General features: G+C 29.1%; 25 protein-coding genes and 2 pseudogenes. 16 read left to right on the top strand and 11 right to left on the bottom strand.

Features of this window, described 5'->3' with window-relative positions; translation table 11 throughout:
• Window positions 1-2: 2 nt before the first annotated feature.
• Window positions 3-638: a BB0027 family outer member beta-barrel protein gene (locus bhYOR_RS00135; RefSeq protein ID WP_025399386.1), complete on the bottom strand. Its 636-nt coding sequence runs from the start codon at window positions 636-638 to the stop codon at window positions 3-5.
• Between the two features lie 163 nt (window positions 639-801).
• Between bhYOR_RS00135 and bhYOR_RS00130 the strand changes: the two genes are divergently transcribed.
• The 9 genes from bhYOR_RS00130 (at window position 802) to bhYOR_RS00090 (ending at window position 9,000) form a co-directional block, all read left to right on the top strand.
• Complete coding sequence (locus bhYOR_RS00130; protein WP_025399385.1) at window positions 802-1,707, top strand: bifunctional 5,10-methylenetetrahydrofolate dehydrogenase/5,10-methenyltetrahydrofolate cyclohydrolase; 906 nt, start codon at window positions 802-804, stop codon at window positions 1,705-1,707.
• Window positions 1,708-2,430 carry a YebC/PmpR family DNA-binding transcriptional regulator gene (locus bhYOR_RS00125; protein WP_038446110.1) on the top strand — a complete coding sequence of 241 codons (723 nt, stop codon included), beginning with the start codon at window positions 1,708-1,710 and terminating at the stop codon, window positions 2,428-2,430. It abuts the gene before it with no gap.
• A gap of 99 nt (window positions 2,431-2,529) precedes the next feature.
• On the top strand, window positions 2,530-2,772 hold the full coding sequence (locus bhYOR_RS00120) for a RuvC family protein (protein WP_155265582.1): 243 nt from the start codon (window positions 2,530-2,532) through the stop codon (window positions 2,770-2,772).
• A 277-nt stretch (window positions 2,773-3,049) separates the two neighbouring features.
• A complete protein-coding gene (gene ruvA / locus bhYOR_RS00115; protein WP_025399383.1) occupies window positions 3,050-3,640 on the top strand; it encodes a Holliday junction branch migration protein RuvA in 591 nt (196 codons plus the stop codon).
• Window positions 3,641-3,695: 55 nt separating this feature from the next.
• Window positions 3,696-4,754, top strand: coding sequence for a Holliday junction branch migration DNA helicase RuvB (gene ruvB / locus bhYOR_RS00110; protein WP_025399382.1), 1,059 nt, complete (start codon window positions 3,696-3,698; stop codon window positions 4,752-4,754).
• Entirely contained in the window at window positions 4,729-5,766 is a 1,038-nt protein-coding gene (gene queA, locus bhYOR_RS00105; RefSeq protein WP_025399381.1) for a tRNA preQ1(34) S-adenosylmethionine ribosyltransferase-isomerase QueA, read from the top strand. Before ruvB ends, queA begins: the two co-directional genes overlap by 26 nt.
• A 74-nt stretch (window positions 5,767-5,840) precedes the next feature.
• Entirely contained in the window at window positions 5,841-7,505 is a 1,665-nt protein-coding gene (locus bhYOR_RS00100; RefSeq protein WP_025399380.1) for a diphosphate--fructose-6-phosphate 1-phosphotransferase, read from the top strand.
• 7 nt (window positions 7,506-7,512) lie between these two features.
• Window positions 7,513-8,019 carry a hypothetical protein gene (locus bhYOR_RS00095; protein ID WP_025433947.1) on the top strand — a complete coding sequence of 169 codons (507 nt, stop codon included), beginning with the start codon at window positions 7,513-7,515 and terminating at the stop codon, window positions 8,017-8,019.
• Window positions 8,020-9,000: an RluA family pseudouridine synthase gene (locus bhYOR_RS00090; RefSeq protein WP_025433946.1), complete on the top strand. Its 981-nt coding sequence runs from the start codon at window positions 8,020-8,022 to the stop codon at window positions 8,998-9,000.
• Here bhYOR_RS00090 and bhYOR_RS00085 read toward each other — a convergent pair.
• A complete protein-coding gene (locus bhYOR_RS00085) occupies window positions 8,997-9,962 on the bottom strand; it encodes a YitT family protein (RefSeq protein ID WP_025399377.1) in 966 nt (321 codons plus the stop codon). The two genes, bhYOR_RS00090 and bhYOR_RS00085, sit on opposite strands and share 4 nt — an antisense overlap.
• A gap of 128 nt (window positions 9,963-10,090) precedes the next feature.
• Between bhYOR_RS00085 and bhYOR_RS00080 the strand changes: the two are divergent.
• Together bhYOR_RS00080 and udk are read left to right on the top strand one after the other, a co-directional pair.
• A pseudogene (locus bhYOR_RS00080) lies at window positions 10,091-10,480 on the top strand (rhodanese-like domain-containing protein).
• Entirely contained in the window at window positions 10,473-11,093 is a 621-nt protein-coding gene (gene udk / locus bhYOR_RS00075) for a uridine kinase (RefSeq protein WP_012421798.1), read from the top strand. Before bhYOR_RS00080 ends, udk begins: the two are co-directional and overlap by 8 nt.
• Here the strand turns inward: udk and priA are convergent.
• Genes priA through cdaA form a run of 7 tightly spaced genes read right to left on the bottom strand, consistent with a single transcriptional unit; the run spans window position 11,090 to window position 17,368 of the window.
• Window positions 11,090-13,066: a replication restart helicase PriA gene (priA, locus tag bhYOR_RS00070; RefSeq protein ID WP_025433944.1), complete on the bottom strand. Its 1,977-nt coding sequence runs from the start codon at window positions 13,064-13,066 to the stop codon at window positions 11,090-11,092. The genes udk and priA overlap by 4 nt on opposite strands.
• Window positions 13,059-13,637 (bottom strand): uracil-DNA glycosylase family protein, encoded by a 579-nt coding sequence (locus tag bhYOR_RS00065; protein ID WP_025399373.1) that lies wholly within the window; start codon window positions 13,635-13,637, stop codon window positions 13,059-13,061. Before bhYOR_RS00065 ends, priA begins: the two co-directional genes overlap by 8 nt.
• Window positions 13,630-14,367 carry a tRNA pseudouridine(38-40) synthase TruA gene (truA, locus tag bhYOR_RS00060; RefSeq protein ID WP_025399372.1) on the bottom strand — a complete coding sequence of 246 codons (738 nt, stop codon included), beginning with the start codon at window positions 14,365-14,367 and terminating at the stop codon, window positions 13,630-13,632. The genes bhYOR_RS00065 and truA overlap by 8 nt, the downstream gene beginning before the upstream one ends.
• Entirely contained in the window at window positions 14,368-15,216 is an 849-nt protein-coding gene (locus tag bhYOR_RS00055; RefSeq protein ID WP_025399371.1) for a DUF2225 domain-containing protein, read from the bottom strand.
• Between the two features lie 3 nt (window positions 15,217-15,219).
• Window positions 15,220-15,597 (bottom strand): holo-ACP synthase, encoded by a 378-nt coding sequence (locus tag bhYOR_RS00050; protein WP_025399370.1) that lies wholly within the window; start codon window positions 15,595-15,597, stop codon window positions 15,220-15,222.
• A 1-nt stretch (window position 15,598) separates the two neighbouring features.
• Window positions 15,599-16,594 (bottom strand): YbbR-like domain-containing protein, encoded by a 996-nt coding sequence (locus tag bhYOR_RS00045; protein ID WP_025399369.1) that lies wholly within the window; start codon window positions 16,592-16,594, stop codon window positions 15,599-15,601.
• A 3-nt stretch (window positions 16,595-16,597) separates the two neighbouring features.
• Window positions 16,598-17,368 (bottom strand): diadenylate cyclase CdaA, encoded by a 771-nt coding sequence (gene cdaA, locus bhYOR_RS00040; RefSeq protein WP_025399368.1) that lies wholly within the window; start codon window positions 17,366-17,368, stop codon window positions 16,598-16,600.
• Between the two features lie 118 nt (window positions 17,369-17,486).
• Here cdaA and bhYOR_RS00035 point away from each other — a divergent pair, with 118 nt between their 5' ends.
• The 3 genes from bhYOR_RS00035 (at window position 17,487) to trpS (ending at window position 20,588) form a co-directional block, all read left to right on the top strand.
• On the top strand, window positions 17,487-18,344 hold the full coding sequence (locus bhYOR_RS00035) for an HAD family hydrolase (RefSeq protein ID WP_025399367.1): 858 nt from the start codon (window positions 17,487-17,489) through the stop codon (window positions 18,342-18,344).
• A 103-nt stretch (window positions 18,345-18,447) separates the two neighbouring features.
• Window positions 18,448-19,527, top strand: a complete 1,080-nt coding sequence (locus tag bhYOR_RS00030; RefSeq protein ID WP_025399366.1) for an AI-2E family transporter — start codon at window positions 18,448-18,450, stop codon at window positions 19,525-19,527.
• A 2-nt stretch (window positions 19,528-19,529) separates the two neighbouring features.
• Window positions 19,530-20,588, top strand: coding sequence for a tryptophan--tRNA ligase (trpS, locus tag bhYOR_RS00025; RefSeq protein ID WP_025433943.1), 1,059 nt, complete (start codon window positions 19,530-19,532; stop codon window positions 20,586-20,588).
• A gap of 57 nt (window positions 20,589-20,645) precedes the next feature.
• Here the strand turns inward: trpS and bhYOR_RS00020 are convergent, their stop codons facing one another.
• Window positions 20,646-22,433, bottom strand: coding sequence for a phosphoglucomutase (locus tag bhYOR_RS00020; RefSeq protein ID WP_025399364.1), 1,788 nt, complete (start codon window positions 22,431-22,433; stop codon window positions 20,646-20,648).
• A gap of 146 nt (window positions 22,434-22,579) precedes the next feature.
• Between bhYOR_RS00020 and bhYOR_RS00015 the strand changes: the two are divergent.
• Together bhYOR_RS00015 and bhYOR_RS00010 are read left to right on the top strand one after the other, a co-directional pair.
• Window positions 22,580-24,033, top strand: a pseudogene (locus tag bhYOR_RS00015) (UTP--glucose-1-phosphate uridylyltransferase).
• Window positions 24,026-25,063, top strand: a complete 1,038-nt coding sequence (locus bhYOR_RS00010; RefSeq protein WP_038446100.1) for a glycoside hydrolase family 3 N-terminal domain-containing protein — start codon at window positions 24,026-24,028, stop codon at window positions 25,061-25,063. Before bhYOR_RS00015 ends, bhYOR_RS00010 begins: the two are co-directional and overlap by 8 nt.
• A gap of 464 nt (window positions 25,064-25,527) precedes the next feature.
• On the opposite strand, the gene bhYOR_RS00005 is transcribed toward bhYOR_RS00010, so the two are convergent.
• On the bottom strand, window positions 25,528-26,070 hold the full coding sequence (locus bhYOR_RS00005) for a hypothetical protein (RefSeq protein ID WP_086936044.1): 543 nt from the start codon (window positions 26,068-26,070) through the stop codon (window positions 25,528-25,530).
• Between the last annotated feature and the right edge of the window lie 106 nt (window positions 26,071-26,176).

Raw genomic sequence — 26,176 nt, 5'->3', positions numbered from 1 at the left:
ACCTACAATTTATTGATATTCACTATTACTGAGAGTGATATTAGTAAAAAATGTCCGGTTTTAGCCGAATTGCCAAATTCAAACATTGTCCACCATGCAGTTGTAATTCCTAAAGCCCATTGATAATTGAAATTCCATAAGATTCCAGAACCAATAGATATTACAGGCATTGCATCAAAAGTTCTTAAATTTGAGATACTATCACTTTTATCACCATAAGAGCTTAAAGAAAATCCTATATTTGAAAATATGGGTATTTGAAGGATCTCGCCTATGTCAAAGATATAGGTTGTTAAGAATGTGATAGGCACTGTACTGAATGTTTTACCTATACCAGAATCAGGATTTAATAAGTTAAATGAATGATTGATGTCAAAATTAAATAGGTATCTAAGTTCGAAACCTATAGCTAAATTGCTTAGGATATGATATCTATATTTAAGTGCTCCAATTCCTCCTGGGTATAGATTTGAAGAGGAGACGCTTGATAAATCATTGTAAAAAAGGGGAATTCCTAAGCTTAAGTCTACTTCCATAATAGAATTTCCTTTTCTATCAATTGAATATGCTTCAATTCTTTTCACATTTGTATGCAACAAGAATAGTAAGGTGAGTACGATTAAAAGATTCTTTTTCATTATTCTCCATATTTTAAGAAACTCTTTATTTAAAAGTTATTATATTGAAAAACGGGTTTTATTACAATTAAATTTTTGTGTGAGTCCATCTTTATTTATGCTTATAATACAAGTATAGTATAATGTATGATGTTTTTGATCTAAATAGGTGGAGGGTTTATATTTGAATCATGTTTTTGATGGTAAACTTTTTGCAAATCAATATTATTTGTTATTGAAAGAGTTTTTAGTACATCATGATTTAGTAAATAAAATTTCTTTAAAAGTGATTTTGGCAAATGATAACCCTGCAAGTAAACTTTATGTTGCTGTTAAAGAAAGAGTATCTGGAGAGATTGGTATTAATTTTCATGTTATTAAATTAGATGGGAGTTCAGGACAAGATAATATTTTGCAATTGATTGAGGCTGAAAATGTAAATGAAGATACTGATGGAATTATTGTTCAGTTGCCCCTTGCTAATGCAATAGATGTAAATATGGTTTTAAACAGTATAGTCAGTATAAAGGATGTAGATGGACTTTCTGCTATTAACTTGGGTAAGTTGATTTTAGGCGATAGGACAGGATTTATTCCTTGTACAGCCCTTGCTGTTTTGAAGGTTTTATTTGATAAGGGAATAAAAATCTCTGGTAAGACTGTTGTTGTTGTTGGAAGAAGTTCTCTTGTTGGGAGGCCTCTTTCTATCTTGCTTTCCTGCAAACCCTATGATGCAACTGTGATTACTTGTCATAGTAAAAGTATTAATTTAGATGCTTATGTAAGACAAGCAGATATTATTATTTCTGCTGTTGGGAAACCTAAATTAATAAATGCTAGCATGATTGCTGGACATCCTTATGTTATTGATATTGGTATTTCTAGGGTAGATGTTGATGGTAATGATGTTCTTGTAGGAGATGTTGATTTTGAATCAATTAAAGAAAATGTTAAATTCATTACTCCTGTAGTAGGTGGAATTGGTCCTGTTACAGTTCTTATGTTGATGTTTAATACAATTAAGGCACATCTAATTAGACATAATAAGTTTGATGTCTTAGAAAAGTTAGTAAAGTTGGTGGAGGTTTGAATGTCTGGTCATAGTAAATGGTCAACTATCAAGAGAAAAAAAGGTGTTCTTGATGCTAAGAGAAATAAGATTTTTACTAAATTAATTCGTGAGATAAGTATTGCTGCCAAGATGGGTGGAGGTGAGATTGATTCTAATCCTAGGTTACGACTTGCTATTAATAAAGCTAGAGTTTCTAATATGCCTAAAGATAATATTGAAAAAGCAATAAAGAAGGGCATTGGGGATAATACAGGCGCTGAATATTTTGAGCTTACTTATGAGGCTTATGCACCTTATGGTGTAGCTTTGATAATTAAGTGTTTAACTGATAATAAAAATAGAACGGCAAGTGAGGTACGCAGTGTTCTCTCAAAGAATGGTGCTTCTCTTGGAGCTCCAGGTTCTGTATCTTATATGTTTCACAAAAAAGGATTAATTTCGTATAGTTTAGATAAATATTCTGAAGATGAAATAATGGAGCTTGCATTAGAAGCAGGTGCAGAAGATATTTATAGTGAAGGTTCTCAGATAGAGGTTATAACAAGTGCTGAAACTTTTGAAGCTATTTCGTCTGTTTTAAGAACTAAGTTTGAGGAAGATATTGCAGAGATTGCTCTTCTTCCTGAAAATAAGATTTCTTTAAATAAGGAACAAATGGATAAAGTCCTTGCTCTTATTGAAAAATTAGAAGATTTTGATGATGTTCAAGAAGTTGTGCATAATTTAGAAATTATTGATTAGATTGATTAGTTTGCCATGGAGGTTTTTCTAAAATTGAGTATGAGAAGAATATTAGGTATTGATCCTGGTCTTGCAAATGTTGGATGGGGAATTTAGATATTGAAGAGTAGGTATATGTATGTTCAAGATGGAGCTGTCATAATTGATTCTTTTATGTCTTTGAAAGATATGCCAGAATCAATTTTTGATGAGATTATTCTTATTATTGATAAGTTTAAATCTGATGTTGCAAGCATTGAAGATATTTCTTTTGCTAAGAATAAGAATATTTTTATGAGTACACCTTACTATAAGTCAAAAATTCAATTTTTGGATTTGGTAGGATTGCAAAAGTACAAGTAAAATACGCTATTCGTGTTTTACTTGGAATGAGATCTGATTTTATTTTTACTAGTGATTATAGTAGTAATTCACTGGTCCTTGTAATTTGTCATGGTAATCATCAACCATAGAATGCTTTTAGGGTTTTTCCAAGTTATCTTGAGAAGAAAATTAAATTATTGCAGTAACTAGTTTAGAGCTTTGATCCTAAATTTATTTGTTATTAGTTACTTTATACCTTATTTTTATTGGTAGAAATAAGGTAAGCCTTAATTTTTATGTATTATAATTTAATTCTATGATCAATAAAATTTATGGTAAAATTATAGAGAAAAGAGAATCTAGTATTGTCATTGTAGCACTTCCCTTTGAATTTGAGGTTTTGGTTAGTTCTTTTTGTAATGCAGAATTGAGGTTGCTGGAGGATGTTGAAATATTAACTTATCTTCATCTTCGAGAAGATGAAATTAAACTTTTTGGGTTTTTAAATGCATCAGAGAGAGAAGTTTTTGAAGAACTTATTAGTGTTGATGGAATAGGACCAAGAGCGGCTCTACGGATGTTATCTGGAATGAAATATGATGAGTTTAGAGATGCAATTGAAAGGGAAGATGTTAAGCGTATTTCTACAGTCAAAGGCATTGGAAATAAAGTAGCGGGCAAAATATTTTTAAAACTTAGAGGAAAACTTGTTAAAGTTGATGAGTTAACCTCAAGTGTATTTAAATTTAAAGATCTTGAACAGTCAATTGTTAATATGGGTTTTGATAGAAAATTGGTTGTAGCTACTATCAAGGAAATTATGCTTATTGATGAATTTTTAATGTTAAGAGAAGTTGAGCAAGAACAGTTTTTATTTAGAGAAACTTTAAAAAGGCTTTCAGGTTAGATTTTGGGTTTTTAGAGGCTTATAGCAGTGTTTAGTAAAGAGAGAGAGGGATTAGATGAATTTAGAAGAGGGAGCTAAGCTTCTAAATTCTGACAAAAATTTTCTGTATGATAGGAATGAAAGTGAGCTTAGACCAAAGTTCCTTAGAGATTTTGCAGGACAATCTCACATTAAGGAAAATTTAAATATTTTTATAAAGGCATCTAGAGATAGAAATGAAGCACTTGATCATGTTTTTTTAAGTGGTCCTCCAGGGCTTGGGAAGACTACTCTGGCTAGTATTATTGCTGTTGAAATGAATACTACAATTAAGGTGACTTCAGCTCCAGCTCTTGATAAGCCAAAGGATATTGTTGGTATTTTAACGACTCTTGATGATAAGAGTATTTTATTTATTGATGAGATGCACAGGCTTAAGCCTGTAATAGAAGAGATGCTTTATATTGCAATGGAAGATTATAAGATAGACTGGATAATTGGACAAGGTCCTGCTGCAAGGACTGTAAGAATGCCAATTCCTAAATTCACTTTAATTGGTGCTACTACAAAGCCTGGAAAAGTGGCATCACCACTTTATGCGAGATTTGGGATTGTATCTAGATTTGAGCTTTATAGTGAAGATGAACTTGTGAAGATAATACAGAGAAATTCTATTATTTTAAATGTTAAATTTGAGGATAAAGCTGCCTGGCTTCTTGCAAAAAGCTCAAGGGGGACTCCTCGTGTAGCAAATAGGCTTTTAAGACGGATGAGAGATTTTGCGCAAGTTGGTGGTTATGATTTGATTACAGAGAATATTGTGAGTGATGGACTTGAAATGTTAAAAATTGATCATGAAGGACTTGATGAACAAGATAGAAATATTTTAAGGAGTTTAATACTGAAATTTAAAGGTGGACCTGTTGGTGTTGAAACTTTAGCAATTTCTGTTGGTGAGACAGCAGATTCTCTTGAGGATTTTTATGAACCTTATCTTATTCTCAAGGGTCTAATTGAGAGGACTAGCAGGGGGCGCAAGGCTACTGATTTTGCATATTGTCATTTAAATTTGAATAAAAATAATCATAATGATTTAGGTAGTGGACAGGATGGATACCAAGGAATTTTATTTTGATCTACCATATAATTTGATAGCACAATATCCAAGTGAGAAAAGAGGTTTATCAAGGTTAATGGTGTTAGATTCTGGCAAGCAAAAAATTTATCATAATGATTCAATAAACGATATATTTAAGTATATTGATAGCAATACTTTTTTGGTATTTAATGATTCAAGGGTTAGAAAATCGAGAATATATGCCAAAACGGATCATGGAGGTAGTGTTGAGTTTTTAATTTTAGATAGACTAACAGGAGATACATTTACATCTCTGATTTCTAAGTCTAAAAAACAAAGCATTGGCAGGGTTTATACGTTGCCTCAAGGTTTGTTGGCCCAAATAATATCAAAAGCAGGTAATGAATTTACTCTTAAATTTAATAAGTGTGTGGATGAATCTTATTTTGAACAGCATGGGCTTATTCCTTTGCCACCTTATATTAAGAGAAATTATGATAGAGAAGATGAGGATCGTTACCGAACAATTTATTCAAAATATATTGGTTCATCAGCATCAGCTACGGCAGGTCTGCATTTTAGTGAGGAACTGTTTTCTAAATTGGATGAAAAAAATATCGAATACGATTTTATTACACTTCATGTTGGGCTTGGGACCTTTCTTCCTGTTAGAACTAAGACAATAGAAGAGCATAAAATGCATTTTGAAAGTTTTTCAATAAAAGATTCTGTAGCTCTTAGACTTGAGGAGGCAAAGGCTTTAGGCAAAAAAATTTTGGCTGTTGGAACTACTACTCTTAGAGCATTAGAATCTGCTTATGATAAGCAAAGAGGGCTTATACGAGGTGATCAAAAAACCAATCTTTTTATTTATCCAGGGAAGGGGTATGAATTTAAGTTTATTGATATGCTTTTTACGAATTTTCACACGCCAGAATCAACCCTTTTAATGTTAGTGTCTTCATTTGGTGGTAAAGATTTTGTATTTACTGCTTATAGAGAAGCTGTAAAAATGAATTATAAATTTTTCTCTTATGGTGATGCTACTTTATTTTTAAATCATATATAGAATATATGGATATTAATGATTAATTATTTTACTATTTAATAATAATTTAGATACATCTTGAAAGGAGAAGGTATATGATGTCAGTTTTTCAAAAAGAAAGATATAAATATACTCCAAAATTGCCTAAAATTTTAGAAAATGATTTTCAAAATATTGGTGTGGTTTTTGGGGAAAAAACAGAAGCCCTTGGAGATAGAGATGCTTTAAGAGAAATTTTTAAAAATACTTATGGTCTTCCAGTTGTAAATTTTACTCAAGGTTTTTCAAATGTGGATTTTACAAAAGTTTTAAATGTGGGGGTAATTCTCTCAGGTGGACCTGCTCCTGGAGGACATAATGTTGTTGCTGGAATTTTTGATGCGATAAAAAAGTCTAATCCAAATTCAAAGATTTTTGGGTTTAAAGGTGGACCTTCAGGTTTACTAGATGATAAAAAGATTGAAATTACGCAAGATTTAATAGATTCTTACAGAAATACTGGAGGTTTTGATATTGTATCTTCTGGTCGAACTAAAATAGAAACCGATGCTCAGTATGATCAGGTTTTGTCAGTTGTACTTAAGAATAATCTTAATGCTCTTATTGTTATTGGTGGGGATGATTCAAATACTAATGCAGCCTTATTGGCAGAGTTTTTTAAGAAAAAACATCATGATATTCAAGTTATTGGTGTTCCAAAAACAATTGATGCTGATTTGAGAAATGAGCATATTCAGATTTCATTTGGATTTGATTCTGCTACTAAGACTTATTCTGAAATGATAGGCAATTTATGTCGTGATGCTATGTCAACTAGGAAATATTGGCATTTTGTGAAACTTATGGGAAGGAGTGCATCTCATGTTGCTCTTGAATGTGCATTAAGGACCCATCCTAATATCTGCATTATATCTGAGGAAATTTTAGCAAAGAATAAAACTTTATCAGAACTTATTGGAGACATAACTTCTGTTGTATTAAATCGTTCTTTAAAAGGATATGATTTTGGTGTTATTATAGTTCCTGAAGGTGTTATTGAGTTCATTCCTGAAGTTAAATCTTTGATGAGTGAGTTGTGTAATATATTTGATAGTAATGAAGGTGAGTTTAAAGGATTAGATGTTGAGTCTATAAGAAAAATTTTTATCTCTAAACTTAGTGGGTATATGAGGGAAGTTTATGTATCTTTGCCTTTATTTATTCAAATTGAACTTGTAAATTCTGTATTGGAAAGAGATCCCCATGGTAACTTTAATGTGTCAAGAGTTCCTACTGAGAAGCTATTTATGGAAATGGTTAGTGTTAGGTTAGAAGGACTAAGAAAGCTTGGTGAATATAGTGGTAAATTTGTTCCCATTGATCATTTTTTTGGTTATGAGGGTAGAAGTGTTGCTCCTTCAAATTTTGATAGTGATTATTGTTATAGCTTGGGATATAATGCTGCTGTACTTGTTTTGAATGGCTTAACAGGTTATATGTCTAGTATTAAGAACTTAAATAAAAATGCTACTGAATGGCTTGCAGGTGGAGTACCTTTAACAATGATGATGAATATGGAAGAGAGATATGGTATTTCAAAACCTGTTATTAAAAAGGCCCTTGTTGATTTGAATGGGGCACCTTTTAATGAGTTTGTAAAGAATCGTGAAGAATGGGCAGTAAATAATCTATATGTTTTCCCAGGCCCTATTCAATATTTTGGCGTTTCTGAGCTTGTTGATGAGATAACCTTGACATTGAAATTAGAATTGGAAAATTAAAGTATTGATAATGATTAGGTTTTTGCTCTTGTTTTTTAACGTTTTTATTCTTTATTCAAATTCTTTAGATCATTCTAAATTTGATTTTAAGTATTTGAATTTAAATTACAAATTTTCGCTGCGAGATAATATTTCCTCCAGCGAAAATAATATTAATTTTGGTAATGAAGTTTTTGTGAGGCTTGAATCTAATGATGATTTTCTTTATAAAGATATTCAGGAAAATGAGAATTTAAACGTAGAAAAGACTATTAATTCTAATTGGGGTAGAAAAGTATTTAGGTTCTCAGCAATAAGCATTGGAGCTTTTCCCATAGCTTTATTTGTAGGCTTGTTTTGTTTTGATTTGTCTTATTATTTTAATAATAATATGTATGGGAAAGATTTTCCATATCCTTTTTCAAGCGGTCTTGAGCTTTCAAAAGAGGAAACTTTTAAGAAGTTTGTGATCTCGACATCAGCTGGGTTGGCAATATCTTTAATAATTGCTTTGATTGATTGTTTTATTTATTAGATGAAAAAGCTTCAAAAAGAGTTTATTGTAAGGAAATATTCTCAAAGATTAGATATTTATTTATCTGAAAATTTGTGTTTTTTTACTAGAAGTCAAATTAAAAAAAGAGAAGTAAAAGCTTTTAAATATAATGATGGTGTTTTTGTTTCAATAAAGTTGTCAAAACCTGTTTTTGTGGATGACAGAATATTAATAAAGTTTAATGAAGAAGTTGATTTAAAGGAATATGTAATGCCCTTGGATTTGCCCATTAGTATTCTTTATGAGGATATAAATGTCATTGTTGTGGATAAACCCCAAGGCATTTTAAGTCATCCTGGTATATCTAACTTAGATAATACTGTTGTAAATTTTCTTTTAAATCATATCTCGAGCTTAAGGGATAGTTTTCAAGAGGATAAAATTAGACCCGGAATTGTGCACCGGTTAGATAAGGAAACATCTGGTGTAATGATTTGTGCTAAAAATTTGACAACTTTAAATTTTTTGTCTAAACAGTTTAAAGAAAGATTTGTTAAGAAAGTTTATATTGCAGTTGTTAAAGGCAATTTTAAAATTGATTTTGGTATCATTGAGACTTTTATAGATAGAGATAGATATGATAGGAAAAGATTTAGCGTGTATGAAAATAGAGGTAAGAGGGCATTAACTGAGTATAAAGTATTAGCTAATATGGGAAATTATTCCTTAGTGGCTTTAAAGCCTAAAACAGGGCGTACGCATCAATTGAGAGTTCATATGAAGCATTTAAATCATCCAATATTAGGGGATAGTATTTACACTAGACCAGATAAAGTGTTTAAAGAAATGTCTTTGATGCTCCATGCTTTCAAACTTGAAATCAATATTAAAGAAGGTTCTTTGAAAAAATTTATTTCAACATTTCCACAAAGATTCATTGATTTTTTGTCGATCTTTTATGATAAAGAGACATTAAGTCTGTTTGTTAATGATTTTATTGTTTTTTTAGATAAGTTTTAAGTTGCAATATCGTTTTTATTTGTAATTGGTTCAATAATTTTTTTTCCACCAGTTATTTCATTTGTGTTAAGTACTGTAATAAAGCAGTTAGGGTCAACTTTTTGAGAAATATATTTAATTCTGGACATACGCATTGTGGGAACTACTATAAAAACTATAGTCTTATCGTTTCCAGCCCAAGCGCCTTTTCCCTCAAGTAGTGTAGCTGCTACTTTTAATTTATTGGTAATTAAATAAGATATTTCTTTTCCTTTATCTGAGATAATAAGGATTGCTTTTTGATTACCAAATCCTGTACTTGTTTTATCTGTCATTATAGCTGTTACAAATGAAGCAATTAGGGTATAAAGAGCAATTTCAATATTGAAAAAGGCCGCTGCAATTAATAATACTGCAAGGTTAAAGAGAAAATTTGTAGTTCCAATGCTAATTGAATATTTTTCTTTAATTATCATAGAGATGATATCTGTACCGCCTGAGGATCCTTTTGCTTTAAATATTAGACCAAGTCCAAGACCTGATATGAGACCTGCAAGAATTGATACAAGTATCATATCATTCATTTGCATTTTGTATTGCAAGAATTGTGAATAATTGACCATTAGAGAATATAAAGCCATTGCGATCCAGCTTTGAATTACAAATGTTATATTTAGAAATTTGATTCCAATAATGAATAATGGAATATTTAATATGAATATTGTAAGTCCTAGGTTAAAGCTTAAGAGGTAATGCAGCATAAGTGCAATTCCCGCAATACCACCACTTAAGAGTCCATGCGGTATGTATAAAATGTTTGTAGATATTGCCATTAAAAGCGAACCAGTTGTTATTTGTAATGTGCTAATTAGTATTAGTTTTGGATCTTTGAGGGTATTTTTAAGTTGTTTTCTAAGTATTTTTAATATAAAAAATTTAATCTTTTGCTTTATTCTAGTCCATTTATTCCTTTTTTTCTTCATTCTTTTGTTACTTACTCTTTAGCATAAAATCATTGATTCACTTGAATTTTACATTAATTTTACTAAAAAACAATTCAATTTTGTTGCAATTATTTCTTTTTTTTTGATATTATTGTCTTATAAAAGATATGATAGTTAGTTATATAAAACTTATATGCTTAATAGTTTTTCTTTTTTTCTATATTTGGTTTTTTATTATTTTAAAGATGAAAAGAACTAATGTGGCTTTGCTAGAGAAAATTAAAAATGGTGCAAAAATATTAGATATTAGATCTCCTAAGGAATATAATAAGTCTCATTATGCAAAGGCAATTAATATTCCTTTCAAGAATTTATTTGCTAAAAAAGATAAGTTAGGTAGTGTTGAAACCCAAATAATAATTTATGGTAAAAGTTTTAACAAATCTTTTTAAGCTGAGAAGATTTTAAAAGGATTAGGGTTTAAAAATATATTTGTTGCAGGAACGTTAAAGAATATGCCTAAATTGCCTGGATCTAAAGAAGAGGTTAATGGTTAAGATTATTGGAATAGCTGGTGGATCTGGAAGTGGGAAAACCACAATTGTTAATAAAATTAGTGAAGTTATTCCTGAGTTTGTTCTTATATCACAAGATAATTATTATAAGAGTGTCGGTGATTATGAATATGAATTTTTAGATGTTAATTTTGATCATCCAGATGCTTTTGATAACAATTTGTTTTATAAACAGTTAAAGAAAATAAAAGAAAATAAATTAATTCATATGCCTCTTTACGATTTTATTAATCATAGAAGAAAGGATGAAACCGTTGAGATAGTGCCAACCCCTGTTGTTATTGTTGAAGGTATTATGATTTTTGTTGAAGAACGAGTGCGCAATCTGATAGATTTAAAGATATATATTGATACGCCTAATGATATTAGATTTATTAGGAGACTTGAACGAGATATGTCTAAGAGGGGGCGTACATTGGAATCCGTTATTGAACAATATTTAAGTACTACTAGGGCAGGATATTATAGGTTCATTGAACCTACTAAGGAATATGCTGACCTTATTATTCCTGAAGGAGGGCATAATGATAAAGCTCTTTATGTCCTCTCGTCTTTCTTAAGGACTCTTGGGAAGGAGGGCGCAGATTTTTTTTAAAGCAGTGAAATTGGATAATAATCTATTTCAATATAGGTGTCCTTTGTTGATTTTACTTTTTCTTTTGTGCTGCGTATTAGCTTTTCAAGTAGGTTGAAGGATTTTGATAAATATATTATGTTATACCTATAGTATTTGGATATTTTTGACATAGGGGCTTTTGATGGGCCAAGATATTCGATTTCGTCATTTAATAATTCTTTAGATATTTCAAAAAATTCTAGACATTTATGTTTAGCAGCATCCTGTTTGTGGCTTCTAACTATTATCCTAATGATTTTTTTAAAGGGAGGATAATTTAATTCTTTGCGAATTTTTATTTCTTCTTTATAAAATTCTTCATATTTGCCCTCATATGCGTATTTTATAGCATAATAATCTGGGTTTTTTGTTTGGATAATAATTGTGTTATCGCTTTGGAATCTTGCAGCTCTTCCTAGTACTTGTGAAATTATTGCAAAAATTCTTTCACTGCTTCTAAAATCAGGAAGACCCATTCCAATATCTGCATTAATGATACCTAGTGTTTTGATCTCTTTAAAATTAAAACCTTTTGCAATAATTTGTGTTCCAATTAAGATATCTAATTGCCCATTTTCAAATGCATTGATTGATTGAATAATTTCTTTTTTATTAAGGTCAGAGTCTGTTCTTGCTATTCTTGCATTCGGTAGAAATTTTTTTAATTCTCTCTCAATGAATTGAATTCCATATGTTTTGTATATGATGTCTTGTGAGTTGCAATCAGGGCAATTGCTTATTATATTTGTTTTATAATTACAGTAATGACAAATGAGCTTGTTTTCGCTTTTATGGTAAGTTAAACTGAAAGAACAATTTGGACAGCAAATTATATATCCGCAGATATTGCATTCAAGTGTTTTTGAATATCCTCTTTTATTAATAAATATTAGTGCTTGTCTTTTATCAAGCAAACTTTTTTGTATGCTATAAAGCAATTCTGAAGATATTATTTGACGTTCTTTTTTCATGTCGATTATTTTAAGTTCTTTAAATGTTCTTTCAAAAAATTTATTTTTTAAAATCATTTTTTTTATCTGATTATTTTCCATAGCAAGATATGCTTCAAGTGATGGGGTTGCGCTTCCCATTATAAATTTGGCATTAAAGGTGCTTTGTAAAAAAAATCCTATATGTCTTGAGTGAAATCTTGGAGTGTTTTCAGATTTATATGTGTATTCGTGTTCTTCGTCCATTACTATTAATCCTAAATTTGTAAATGGCAACATTAATGCAGTCTTAACACCAATTATAATTAAGCTTTCCCCATTCTTGACTTTATTCCATATTAAGGCTTTATTTGAATTTGATACTTTTGAGTTATATTCATAAACTTTATTTGTGCTTAAATTTGATTTGATCCTTTTAATTATTTGGTAGCCCAAAGAAATTTCAGGAATTAAGAAAATTATTTGTTTTTCTTGTTCCAGATAGTTTGCGCATAGTTTGATAAATATTTCTGTTTTCCCAGAACCAGGAACCCCGAATAGGTAATATGTGTTTTGTGTATTTGATGCAATAATTTCTTTATAAATATTATTTTGTTCTTCATTTAGTTGAATGGGTAGTTTAGAGTTTAAATTTCCATTGTCATCATTTTTTATGCCTTTATTTGAAGTTGCAATTTTAGGTAATCCACAAAATAGAGTTTCTCCGAATCCAGAAAATGTTTTTTGACTAATCCAGCGTGCAAGATTAATGTTATGTTCTATTATTATTGCACGCTCGTCAATGACCCTTAATATATATTTTATTTTAAACGTAAAATCTTCCTTAAGGTCTTCCTTAGCATATCTTTTGATTATGATTCCAATTGTGTCTTTTCCATTAAAATTTGTTATTACTCTTATTCCTGTTTCTAATTTTAATTTGTACTTATAAAAAAAAAGTCTATTTATGGGAATATTAAACGCAATTTCATAGTAAAAATTGTTTTCCAAACTATCAACCATATTTTATTATGCCTTTTATGATTTTTAAATCTTGCCAGATTTCTTTCTTGAGTTCTGGATTTGTTACTTGACTTGTAGGAAGATATGTAAATACTATTGGAATTCCTTTAAAGTTTAATTCAAATCCCCTCACAATTTGAATTCTTAAGTTTTGATTTAAGAATAATTCTACTTCTTCACAAGCAAGAATTGCTTTAGGTTTTTGCTTGTTGATCTCTAAGGTTAGAGTATTAGAGTTATCTATTATTTTATAATTAAATATGTTAATACTCTCACACCATTTTTTTACTATTATCTCTGTATTTTGATTTAAATATTTTTTGTCTATATATACTATTAATAAATCTTTTTTGTCATTTTTGTTTATTTTATATTCTATTGATTTTATTAGGCTATTATTTGCTTTTATATTTTTTTGTTTTGTGTGTTTTAGAATTTTTATGTTTCTAGATTTTATTATTTTATTTTTGAGTTTTTTAAGCTCTTCTTGTTTGCTATAAATATTTCCCGATATATTATTTTCAAGTATTTTGAGAAGTATTAATTTTTTAAGCAGTTTGTTTTTATTCATAAAACACCTTATCTAGAAATAAAGCTTTTGCAGGTGCTGTTGTTCTTGTAAATTTTCTGTTTTTTGAGTTTAAAATTTTTTTAAAAGTGTCAATAGGTTCATTTTTTATCTCTATATCGATTATTGTCCCTACTATTGATCTTACCATTTTCCATAAAAATGAGGAGCCTATGATTTCAAAGATTATAAGCTTATTTTTTTTCTTAAATCTGGCAAAGTAAATTTCTTTTAATTTTGAATTTGTTTGGTCTCTTATGCATGAAAAGGTAGTAAAATCGTGTATTCCGATTAACATTTCAGCCATTTTATTTAGTCTGTTAATATTTAGTTTTTTCTTTACATAGTAAGCCTGATATTCTTCCCAAGGATAATGGTTTTCATTGTTGAGTATGTAATAGCTATATTTTCTTCTCTTGGCATTAAATCTAGGTTGAAATTCATTTGCTATATATTTTAATTTTATTATTCTAATATCTTTTCTTAAGAGAGAATTTATTGCTGTCTTTAGATTTTTAAGTTTAATATTTTTTTTTATATAAAAAGATATTATTTGTCCTCTTGCATGAACTCCTTTATCTGTTCTGCCTGCTGAATGGATTTTAATCTTTGTTTTACTTATTTTCTCTAATACCTTTTCAATTTCCCCTTGAATTGTTGGTTTTGTTGGTTGGATTTGAAATCCATAATATAGTGAACCATCATATGCTATTTCTGCAAGTATTTTTTTCATTTATTTGAAAGTTTTTATTTCGTTTGAGATTTTAAAATAAACTTCTTTTATTTTATCCAAAAGTATTGAGGGTTTTTCTTTTGATGATTTTCCCATTCCGGCTATTTTAGAAAGTAAAGTTTTTATGCCGACTAATTGATTGTATCTGTATTGTTTATCTTCTTTATTTCCATAAAAATATTCTAGCAGACTTGATAGGTATAAAACACTGTCGTATCCGTAATTTTTATCTGTATCAGGACCGAACACTGTTTCAGCATTAATTGGCTCTGAATTGTCTTGCTCTTTTTCAATTGTTAGTTTATAGAGATATGCTGCTTTATGATAAAATATTTTTTGCAAATAGTTATAATTTTGGTTTGGATGATCCTTGTCTAGATCTTCAAATATCCAGGCCGTTCTTATTGCACATTTTGCTTGATTGAGAGTTGGATTATGGGTTTTATCGAGATGTTCATAGCACATTATGGCAAGGATATAACTAGCAGCTCCTTCCTGAAGTCTTCTTGGTTCATCAAAGTTTAGGTTATCTTCGAAAATTGATTTTATGTCTTTGCGTTTACCAGTGCTGTTTATTAAAAGTTGTTTTATTTTATTATTAATAAGTTCTATTGCATTAAACTCGTTTGGGAAAGCAGCCAGATAACAATTAGGACATACTGTTATTGAATATATCCTGGGGTAGATATTGCCATATTTTTCATTTTTTATATACTCTCTCTTTAAATCAACTTTTAACTCTCCAGATATTAGTCGGCCGCTTCCTGTTAATAGTTCTTCTTTCCTAAATTTGTATTTGCATAAAGGACATTCAATTTCGTATTTTGTAAAATATGATATCTTACTCATAAATTAATCTTCTACTATTACAAATGCAATAGCATACTCCCTTTCATGTGAAATTGTCAAATATAATTTTAGATTCATTTGTTCAATCAAGACTTTGATATCATTGTGTAATTGGAATATTATGTTGCCCTTTGGCAAGTTTATTATTTCAATATCTTTAAGTGAATATTTTATTTTGGTATTTATTAATGGGCTTAGCGCCTTGATTAATGATTCCTTTGCTGAAAACTTACCAGCTAGACTTTCTAAAATCCCTTTTCCTTTCATTTCTAAGTTTTCAATTTCTCTTTGTGTAAAAAATCTATTTAATTTTTTTCTATTCTGTAAAAAACTATTAAACCTTGTGACCTTTATTATATCACATCCTATTGATTTCGTCATTTTATTGCTCGGTTGAGATTATTTCGACCCTTATTGTTTTGGGTTCATATTCATACACTTCTATACCATTAGTATTATTTTTAAGTATTATGTCTGTGTTGACATTGTAAATACCAGGAATTTCAATTTGACTTAAATCTAGAGTGAGATTAATATCTTTGTTAGCTATATGCATTTTAATTATCTTCTCTGAGAGCCCGCTTTTTATCTTAATAAACGTCTCATTTTCTGGATCTAAGATTTTTTCTTGATTTTTTATTGCAAGTCCGTCTTTTAAGTTATTGAAAATTAAATTAGGATTTTTTATTGTTGTCTGTATATATTTTTTGCCTAGCGTAATGTTGACTATTACGTGGTTTTTGTCAAGTGTTATGAGTGGGTCTGGAGAAACTACTTCAAGATGTTCTGAAATAAATACAGTGCTTATATCAAATTCTTTTATTTTGGTTTTGATTGAGTTTATTGTTTTTATAACTTTTTCAGGACCATGTATTGTTAATTTTTCAGGTACTATATTATATTTAGCAATGAAATATTCTCCTTTGCCCTCTTTTTCAAGTAGTTTAAATTTGGGTTCAACTTTGACTAATTTTGAAATTTTTTTGTCTAAGGTTAGTGCAATTTTGTTTTTTGAAAGCTTATATTCAACAATAGGTATGGGATTAAAATTTTTGATCTTTATTGGTAGTTCGTATTTCCCTGCTTCTTTTATGTTGTTAGCCTCAACTAATAGAGCTATTCGATCAAGGTCTAAATATTTTAAGTCTTTTTTATTAATTTTGACTGTAAGTAATATTTTGTTAATATCAGGCATTTTGCCTAGTGTAACTTCATCTTCTAATAAAATATTGAATTTTTTTTCTATTGTAATTGATTCTATGCTATTAAAGTAAAATGTCGTGAACATAATAATGGCTATTAGGATAGATATAGCTTTATTGTGCCAATCTTCAAATAATAATTTCATTATACGTATAAGTTTTTTAGTTATAATCATTCTTCATTCTATTAATGCAAGATTTAGTTTTTTTTTGATTTCATTTAAGCTTAAATTATATTCTAATTTTCCATTTTGTGTGAGTGAAATAGAACCAGTTTCTTCGGATGTTATTATTGTTATTGCATCTGAACTTTCAGAAATTCCAAGACCTGCTCTGTGTCTTGTTCCAAAAGTTTTGCTGATAGATTCGACATTAGATAGTGGTAGAAAAGAACCAGCATAGACTATTTTGTTATTGCTAATTATGACTGCTCCATCATGTAAAGGTGTTTCATAGTCAAAAATTGATATTAAGATTTCATTAGATACGATGGAATCTAATTTTATGCCTTTATTTATTATTTGTTCTAATTGTATTTTTTTTTCTATGCAGATTAAGCTGCCAGATTTATTTTCTGATAAATGCTTGATTGCTTTTATTATCTCAGCAATAGTTTTAGTGGTTTCTTCTTTGTTGTTTGCAAGTTTAAAAGATAAATTAAAATTTCCGATTTGCATAATTATTTTTTTTATTTCTTGATTAAATAGTATAAGCATTGCAATAGGCAGTATGTTTGCGATGTAATTTAATAGCCAATTTATTGTGTATAAGTTAAAATAGTAAGATACGATACCGATGGATGTAATGATGATCATTCCTTTGAGTAAGTTTACAGAATAAGAATTAATCACGTTTTTATAGATATAATAAACTAAGATGCTGATTAGACTTACATCTAATACTCTAGAGAAAATATCTTTTATTTGATTTATACTACCCATATCTATCATAAGCATTTTTATTTAATTTTTATAATATTGTTTTACTATACACAGTATATTGAATATATTCATAGTTATATATATATTTTAATACAAGTTAATGTTAATTTAAATTTATTTTTTGTTTATGGGTAAAAAAGAAAAGATTATAGCTTTAATATTTGATTTTGATGACACTTTAATTTATGGTAATATGCAACAGGTGCTTTTTGATGAGTATAATGTTGATGCTAGATTATTTTGGGATGAAGTTGAGAATTTATTTATTACGTATAACAAGAATTATTGTAATCTCATTGCTAATGAGATGATATATTTGTCACATTTTTTAACATATGTGAGAGAAGGTATTTTCAAAGGATTAAATAATAAGGTATTGTTTGAATTGGGGTCGAAATTAAAATTTTTTGAAGGTGTGATTGATTTGTTTAAAGAAATAAATGAAATGAATAGGAGTTTAAAGGAATCAGATACAGTAATAAATATTTATATTGTGTCGAGTGGTTTTAGGCAGATGATTTTGGGGAGTAGCATAGCCCCTTATGTTACTAAAGTGTGGGCATGTGAATTTATAGATACATACCTTATGCCTTATTATCAGAATTTAGATAATAAATTTTCAGAAAATAGTATTTTAAGTAGCGTATGTTATTTCGTGGATCATACAATAAAAACCCGGGTAATTTTTGAGCTAAATAAGGGATCTTATGATAAAATTAATGAGAGGATTCCAAAAAGTAGAAGAGAGATTCCTTTCAAGAATATGTTTTATATTGCAGATGGTTTTAATGATATTCCAGCCTTTGAAATTTTGAATAACAATTTAAATCATTATAAAAATACATTAACGGTTTATTATGGGAATGATGAGAATGCTAAGAGGTTGGTTAAAGAGAGAAGGGTAGGGGATTTGGCTGAAGCCAATTATCATAAGGGAACTAAGTTATATAATTGGATAATGGAAAAAATTCATTTAAGTATATGAATTGCTTTCAAATTTTGATAAATATTTTTGAGTTTACGTGTTGGCGCTGCTTTTAAGTAAATTTAGTAATAATTAAAATTCAAATATATTAAGGGGGATTGAGATGTCTTTAGAGCTAAAACCAACTGATAGGTTAAAGTTTGTTAAACTTCAATCTGTTTTTTATATTATAGCTTTGATTATAATGTTAATTGCTATTTTAAAAATAGCACAAACAGTATTTAAACCTTTAGCTATTGCGGTGGTTCTTGGATTTTTGGTATATCCCATTTATACGTTTTTTAAGAAACTCAAGATACCAAGGGTTTTAATAGTTTTTGTGATTTTTTTTGTTCTTTTTTCATTTTCTTATTTAGTGTTTAGTTTTGTTTATTATAGTGTTACAATTTTAATTGAGCAATTGCCTTATTATCAAAGACAATTAATTTTTATTATGGTAGATATTCTTGAAAAATATAAGTTAGATAGTGCTATTATTAGCAATATAGATTTTTCTAAATATATATATCCTTTTTTAACACGGATATCTAATGAGATTATTGGATTTGCAAGTAGTTTGGTAGTGTTATTTTTATTGTTGTATTTTCTATTATCAGAAATACATATTTTTGACATAAAGGTTAAGAATGCTTTTAAAGAGTCTGTTTCAAGTATGTTTATTGAGGCTTTAAGTACGATAAATAATCAAATTAGTAAATATTTGGGGATAAAGGTCTTTGTTAGTTTTCTGACAGGGTTTTTAGTGTTTATAGGTTTGAAGTTATTTGGGCAAGATTTTCCTCGTGTATGGGCCGTGCTTACATTTGTGTTCAATTTTATTCCAAGTATAGGTTCAATATTAGCAGTTTTTTTTATTGTGATAGCCGCTTTAGTGCAGTTTTATCCTAATTTAGATTTGGTGCTTTATATATTTATATATAATACTTTTGTTCAAATGTTGATTGGGAATATTCTTGAACCTAAGATGCAAGGGCATAGGCTTGATCTCTCTCCTTTTTTACTGCTTTGTTTTCTTTTCTTTTGGGGATGGCTTTGGGGTATAGTGGGACTTTTAATAGCCTATCCTTTTACAGTTATTATAAAAGTAATAGTAGATAATATAGAATGTTTAAAACCTTTTTCTGTGTTTTTAAGTGGTTCAAAGATCTTAAGTGTTGATAATGTAGAGAGCAAGGAGAGTTAAATTTGCAGAAGAGAGTTATGCTTACAGGAGACAGGCCTACAGGTTTTCTTCATTTAGGACATTATGTTGGTTCTATTGTTAATAGATTAAAGTATCAGGAAGAATATGAGACTTATATTATTATAGCAGATTTGCATACTCTTACTACAAAGCCAGATTTAAAGAGCATTAGTGAAATACCTGTTAATGTTAGAGAAATGGTTTTGGATTATCTAGCTTGTGGAATTAACCCTGAAAAAGTTAATATCTATTTGCAATCAGCTATACCTGAGCTTTTAGAGTTAAATTTAATACTCTCAATGATTGTTATGGTTAATCGTTTGCAAAGGATTCCTAGTATAAAGGACATGAGTGTTGCAGCTGGACTATCTGAGGTTCCTTATGGACTTTTAGGTTATCCTGTTCTTATGAGTGCAGATATTTTAATGGCAAAGGCTAATTTAGTTCCAGTTGGACGTGATAATGAGTCCCATGTTGAACTTGCAAGAGAACTTGCAAGGAGATTCAATTATCTTTATGGAGATAATTTTTTTCCAATTCCTGAAGCTATCTTTACAGATTCTCAGGCTCTTGTGGGAATTGATGGTAAGACTAAGATGAGCAAGAGTCTTGGTAATGCAATATTTTTAAGTGATGATGAGAAATCATTGCACAAGAAGGTTATGTCTATGTTTACAGATCCAAAAAGGGTAAGAGCAGATATACCAGGAGAAGTTGATGGCAATCCTGTTTTTATTTATCATGATTTTTTTAATAGTAATCTTGATGAGCTTTGTGAGCTTAAGACTAGATATAAAAAAGGTACAATTGGAGATGTTGAAGTTAAAGAGAAACTTTTCAAGGTTTTAAATCAATTTTTAATGCCAATTAGAGAGAGAAGAGAATTTTTGAAAGCCAAAAAGGGTTATATTGATGAAGTGATATTTGAAGGTACAAATAAAACCAGAAAAGTTGCAGTAGAAGTTATAAGAAATGCTAAAAATTTAATGGGCATATCAAAGACGTGGAATGGAGTTAGGAGGAATGTAGAGAAGATTTTAAAAAGTAATTTAAATACGTAATTTATTGTAAACTTAATTATGATAAATCAGGTTGTTTGAGTTTTGTCATAATTAAGTTTATGTTAGTGAGTTGGCAGTGTGTATTAAATGTTTATGAAAATCTAAAAGGTCATATAGTAAGGCATTATATTCAGATTTGACCTCGCTTAGTACTCGAAATATTGGTTCTGTTTTTGAGCCCCGCATCCATAAACTTGCAATTATTTCATATTTGTTATTTTTAAATAAAACTTTAAGACCCCCTGAAGAATCACCTGTTCTATAGATGTTTTGTTTGATACCTTCATAATTGATAATTTCATAATTATGGATTGGTAATTTGTGCAAGACTGTATTATTGTTGAACTCTTTTTTTAATAATTTTTCGTAGTTGGATTTAAGTATTTCTTGATTTTCTACATTTATTTTAAGCATGGCTTTTTCTGATGATACTTCTACATTGCTATAAAAATTTATTGTCTTTAATATATCATCGATAGTATAGTGTTCGTTGTATGAATTATTAGATAGTTCACACCATATTTTGTAAATATTTTTGATTTTAAGCAGTTTTATGATACTAAAGAGTGTTGCTAGTGGGTCCCTTACTTTTGAGGGGTATGTGATATTTCCTCCATTTGATCCTTCTCCCAAAATTTTTACTATTAATCCTTTATTCCGTAAAAGGTCAGCCATTTCTGTTAAGTTGGCCTCACCGACTTCAACTCTGTAAACTTTTGTATTAAATAGCATGGCTATTTTTTCGATGTTTAGTGATGTTGCATCATTAACAACGACAGCCAAATTGTCTTTAATGCCTGCATGGTAAAGATAGCTAAGCTCTGAGAGTACTGAGAGTGCAAATATTTTTTGTGGTTCAATCATGGTTGCTTGTCCTTTTTTAAAAATTGCAACCAAATTGCCCCTGTCTCCATCACAGTCAGGGACATATCCTAATTGAAAAGAATTGTCTTGCTTGAATTTTTGTTCTAATATTTGTTTGCACATATTTAGAGATGATCCTTCGGGAGTCATTCCGTGCTTAAAGATTCCAATTTCAGTGTTATGAAGTTCCAATTTTATTCTTAAAGATTCAATCATTTCTCTATCAATTGAGTTGATGCGAGAACTACCATTCATCTCACCTATTATTCCTATGGGTTCTTTTATGATATTTTCTTTTAGTATGTTAATATTTTCTTGCCTATGTTTGTCTGGATAAATTATTTGCTGCATTAGTGACTTATATGAGTTATAAGATTGTGTTTTATGTTTATCTTGTGAAGTGATAATTACTTCATATGTTTTTAAGTGCAGAGCATTGTTATTGAAATTTTGTAAGTTTGTTATTAAATTATTTATTAAATTTTCATTTTCAATATTGGATCTGATTTGATATATTATTTTTTTTATTTCATTTGAATTGAGAACACCCCCATCATTTAATCCAGTTTTGATGCCATTATATCCTTTAGGATTATGGCTGGCAGAAATGTATATAAAGCCTTTTGAATTTTGACTTTCTTTTGTATAAGCTAGGATTTCTGGTATTGGAAGTATTCCAAAAAAATTTACACTGTCATTGTTTAATATTAGTGTCTTAATTACAATCTCTGAGATTATATTTCCAGTTGATCTTGAGTCTAAGCCAACATTTATGTATTCTTTTGGTTTATCTTTAAAATAATTTGATATTATAAGGGTTATAAGAGCAACCAATATTTTATCGTCATCATTTATTTCATGGTCTGTTGAATTTTCATCTTTTGATTTTGCAAATATTTTTCTAAATCCTGAAGGAGAAAGTATCATTGTATTAATGGCATTTTTTAAGTTTGTTATGTTTAATATATAATTATTTAGCATATTTTTCTCCTCATTAGGTTTTAATATTTACCTTTATTGTAGTAGCATAATTATAGTAACATAATCTATTATAAGAAGCATTACTTATTATATTTCTTGTAATATGTTACTATTGTTTACCTTATACTTAAAATGAGGTTTTTAGTATGTGCGAAGTAATAGATAAAATTTTTTCTAAAAAAATGCTTGATATGCTTAATATGCATAAACTTAAAGCTTTAAGCAAGTCTTTTAAAAATTTTCCTAATGAGAATCATAGCAGTATTTTAAGTCTTGTTGATAATTCTGTTAAATTAAAATTTAAAAAAAAACTTGTTGAACATAATTTGAAGAAATATATTGATGATTTTACAAAATTTTTATTTTCATCAGAAGGCGATTTTTATGTTTTCACTGGTGATGAGCTTGAAAGACTAGGTTTATCGCTTTATCCTTATCTTTCATTTGGTATTTTAAATGGAGGCTCTGCAACTAGTTATTTTGATGTACTTAAAAATAATGATTTTAATGAGGATTTATATCTTTTATATGCAAATAAAATATTTCAAGCTAAGGAGTCTTTTGGGCATTTGCCAAAGGGAATAATACCCGCATATCTTAACAAAGATGGTAGTTATGGATTTTCATTTTTAGCATTAAAAATCCGACACCTTCTAATGCTTTCTAAGAGATATTGTGAGCTTTATGGTAAGAGTATTAAGCCTTCAATTTTTCAAATGACAAGTTTTAAAACTTATGAATTAATTTCTAATTTTTTAGATAATATTTTTGATGATAATTTGATTAAGGATTTAAATTGTTGTGGTTTGCAAAAGACAGATATTTTTACAGCTATTCAGCCGTTGGTTTATTGCTATAAGAAATTAAATGATGGTCAATATGAGTATTTTACCTATGACGATAGTGGCGAGGAAACTCTTTTGGCTTTACCTGCTGGCCATGGTCAAAGTTTTAAAGTTTTAAAAGATATTTATTTTAAACTTTATAATTCCGGGAAAAGATTTGCATATATTGGTAATGTTGATAATATTGGTTTTACTGTCAACTTAAAGACTCTTGCCATAATGGCTATAATGAACAGTTCCGCTGGCTTTGAATTTAGTGTTAAAACCTCACTAGATACAAAGGGGGAGTTTTAGTTTTAGATGATGATAATTCATTAACATGTGTTGATATTGGTAGTGCTATTTCTAAAGAAACTGTACTAAAAGCTGAATGTAGTGGGAATAAGATTTTGTTTAATTGTGCTACAGGCCTTTTTAATTTAGAATATTTGATAGAAAATATAGGTAGAATAATATCAGATATGCCTATAAGGATTGTTGAACAGGATAAAGAGTTTGGTAAATATACTGCAATTGAGCAAATAACCTGGGAAGTTGTAAGGATGGTAGATAATCCGTTGATTTTTGAGGTTAATAGAGAGGATAGGTTTCTGCCTGCAAAATTGTTTGTTGATACGCTTATTATGAGTAATTACATGAATGATAAATTTTCAGATGACCTTTTTGATATTGCTAAATATTTAAATAATGCTCTTAATAATGCGTTGAAGAATAAATATGATTTGGTATTTAGGAGAGGTAAATGGGATGTTTAGATTTATATTATTTGGATTTTTATTTTCGAGTTTGGTTTTACTAGGAGCTATCCCTGGAATAGATTATGATTATTTTGAAAATGATAAATTTGATCTTGTAAATATTGATGAATTTTTAGGAAGAGTTGACTTTAAAAGTATTTTGAGAAAACGTTGTTTGTTTATTGGAATTAGGAATGTTGCCAATCCTAGTGCTGTGCAAGCACTTAGTAGAGATGAACTTAATAAAATAAGAGAAAAGATAAATCCATTAGGAATTATTTTATTTAGGGAAAATTTCAAGGATGCTCAACAAACTAGAGAGTTGATTGAAGAGGTAAAGAGATATCTTGGTTCTGACATTTTGATTGCTGTTGATGAAGAAGGAGGACTGGTTAGTAGAGCTAGTGAGAATAAAAAATTGGGTGTTTATAATTTTCCTGCCATGGAATCTGTTGGTAGGACCGAAGATGTTCAGCTTGCATATAAGATTGGTGAAATTCTTGGAAAACAGCTTAGACGTCTTGGCATTAATTTAAATATGGCACCTGTAGCAGATACTAAATTTGCTCCCGATAGTCCTTTAGGTAGCAGAACTTTTGGGTATTCGTCTTATAATATTGGTCTTATGGTAGAGGCATTTATTGATGGGATACAAAGGGAAGGTGTTTTTGCTGTGGTTAAACACTTTCCTGGACTTGGAGGCACGAAAGTAGATACTCATAAAGATCTGGCCTTATTGCCTTATAGTAAAAATTTTTTGATGGTAAATAATTTTGTACCATTTCTTTTTGGGAAGGAAGCAAAATTTATTATGCTTGGGCATGTATTGGTGCCCAAGATTTCTGGAGATGTAAGTAGTATGTCAAAAGATATTGTGGGTATTATAAGGCATAATCTGAATATTTTTAGTATTATAATGACAGATGCATATGATATGGGGGCAATTGTGAATAATTTTAGTTTAGAGAATGCAATTAATAAAGCTTTAAGTTCAGGTGTTGATGTTGTGCTTATTCCAGAGGGCTTTAGGACTAATGCAAGGGAATGAATTTTTATTGAGTTTTTCTTTTAAAGAATGTTCATTGAGAAATAGCTATTGTCTATATTGCCAGGAGAAGGGAGAGCAGAGCCTTTTCTTTTGAAATCATCTATATAATTAACTATTTACTGTAGCATAATCCCCCATCTTAAAACATCTTCTATAATGCTTTTTGCAATTTTTTAGTTTTATTAGCACCGAAAAGATTAAATAGTAGATCATGATTCGGTGATGTAATAATTGCTATTAAGTGGAGTAATTGATAAAGTCTTTGAGACATCTGGATTAAGGCATATATTAACTTTGTAAAGCTTAGAGAAATTGGTACTTTTCCTGGCTACTCTTTCATCTTTTATAATAGGTATATCTTTTTATTTATACATTTCTGTTCATAACTAACTTATCTACTTCAATTCATATGAGCTCCTCTAAAAGTTATAGAGGTAAAAATGGTTATGGAGGAACAATGATAACTAGATAGGGAATGTAATAGCTAGATCAATTAAGAAATACTCACGTAGAGAAGAAGAGAATGTAGAGAAGATAGAGCATAGATTAGTAATTGGAATATTAAGTTTAATAGCAACAAAAGGTAAAGCAGGGAAAAGGAAAGCAGAGATATTGTGACCAGTAATAATGGCTGCTCTAAGAGATATGGGCAATTGAGTTCCTATTAGGATATTAATAATGAAAGAATGTATATGTAATTGATATTTCAATATGTAAAGAGAGATAGATAAAGTAAAATAGACATTCGAGAATAAAGTTGGATTGTGAGGATAAAAGTGAATGGGAATGATATTAAAATCAATCCATTCATTGTAAGTCATGGTTATTCCAATGAAAGCGTAATATTTATAATGTTGATTATAAGGAGTTAAATTTATATAATTATGTTGAATGATGCCGATTTGTAGTGGTTTTGTATTTGCAAGGTTTTCATTATTGAATTTTTCACTCCAGGCGTGGGTATGTATTATTAATAAGTGTAGTGGTATAAGTATTAATTTTTTCATTGTGTGTATAAAAAATTGTAACATGTTATTGTCAAATAAGAAATAAAAGGGTATTTTTATGTTTTATATTGCATTCATCAATTTTATACTATTAGCAACTAAACTA

This window comes from Borrelia nietonii YOR, from assembly GCF_023035795.1.
In the GTDB taxonomy this organism is placed as follows: Bacteria; Spirochaetota; Spirochaetia; order Borreliales; family Borreliaceae; genus Borrelia; species Borrelia hermsii.
Note: the sequence above shows the minus strand (reverse complement) of the source record. Positions and strands in the feature narration are given on the sequence as shown.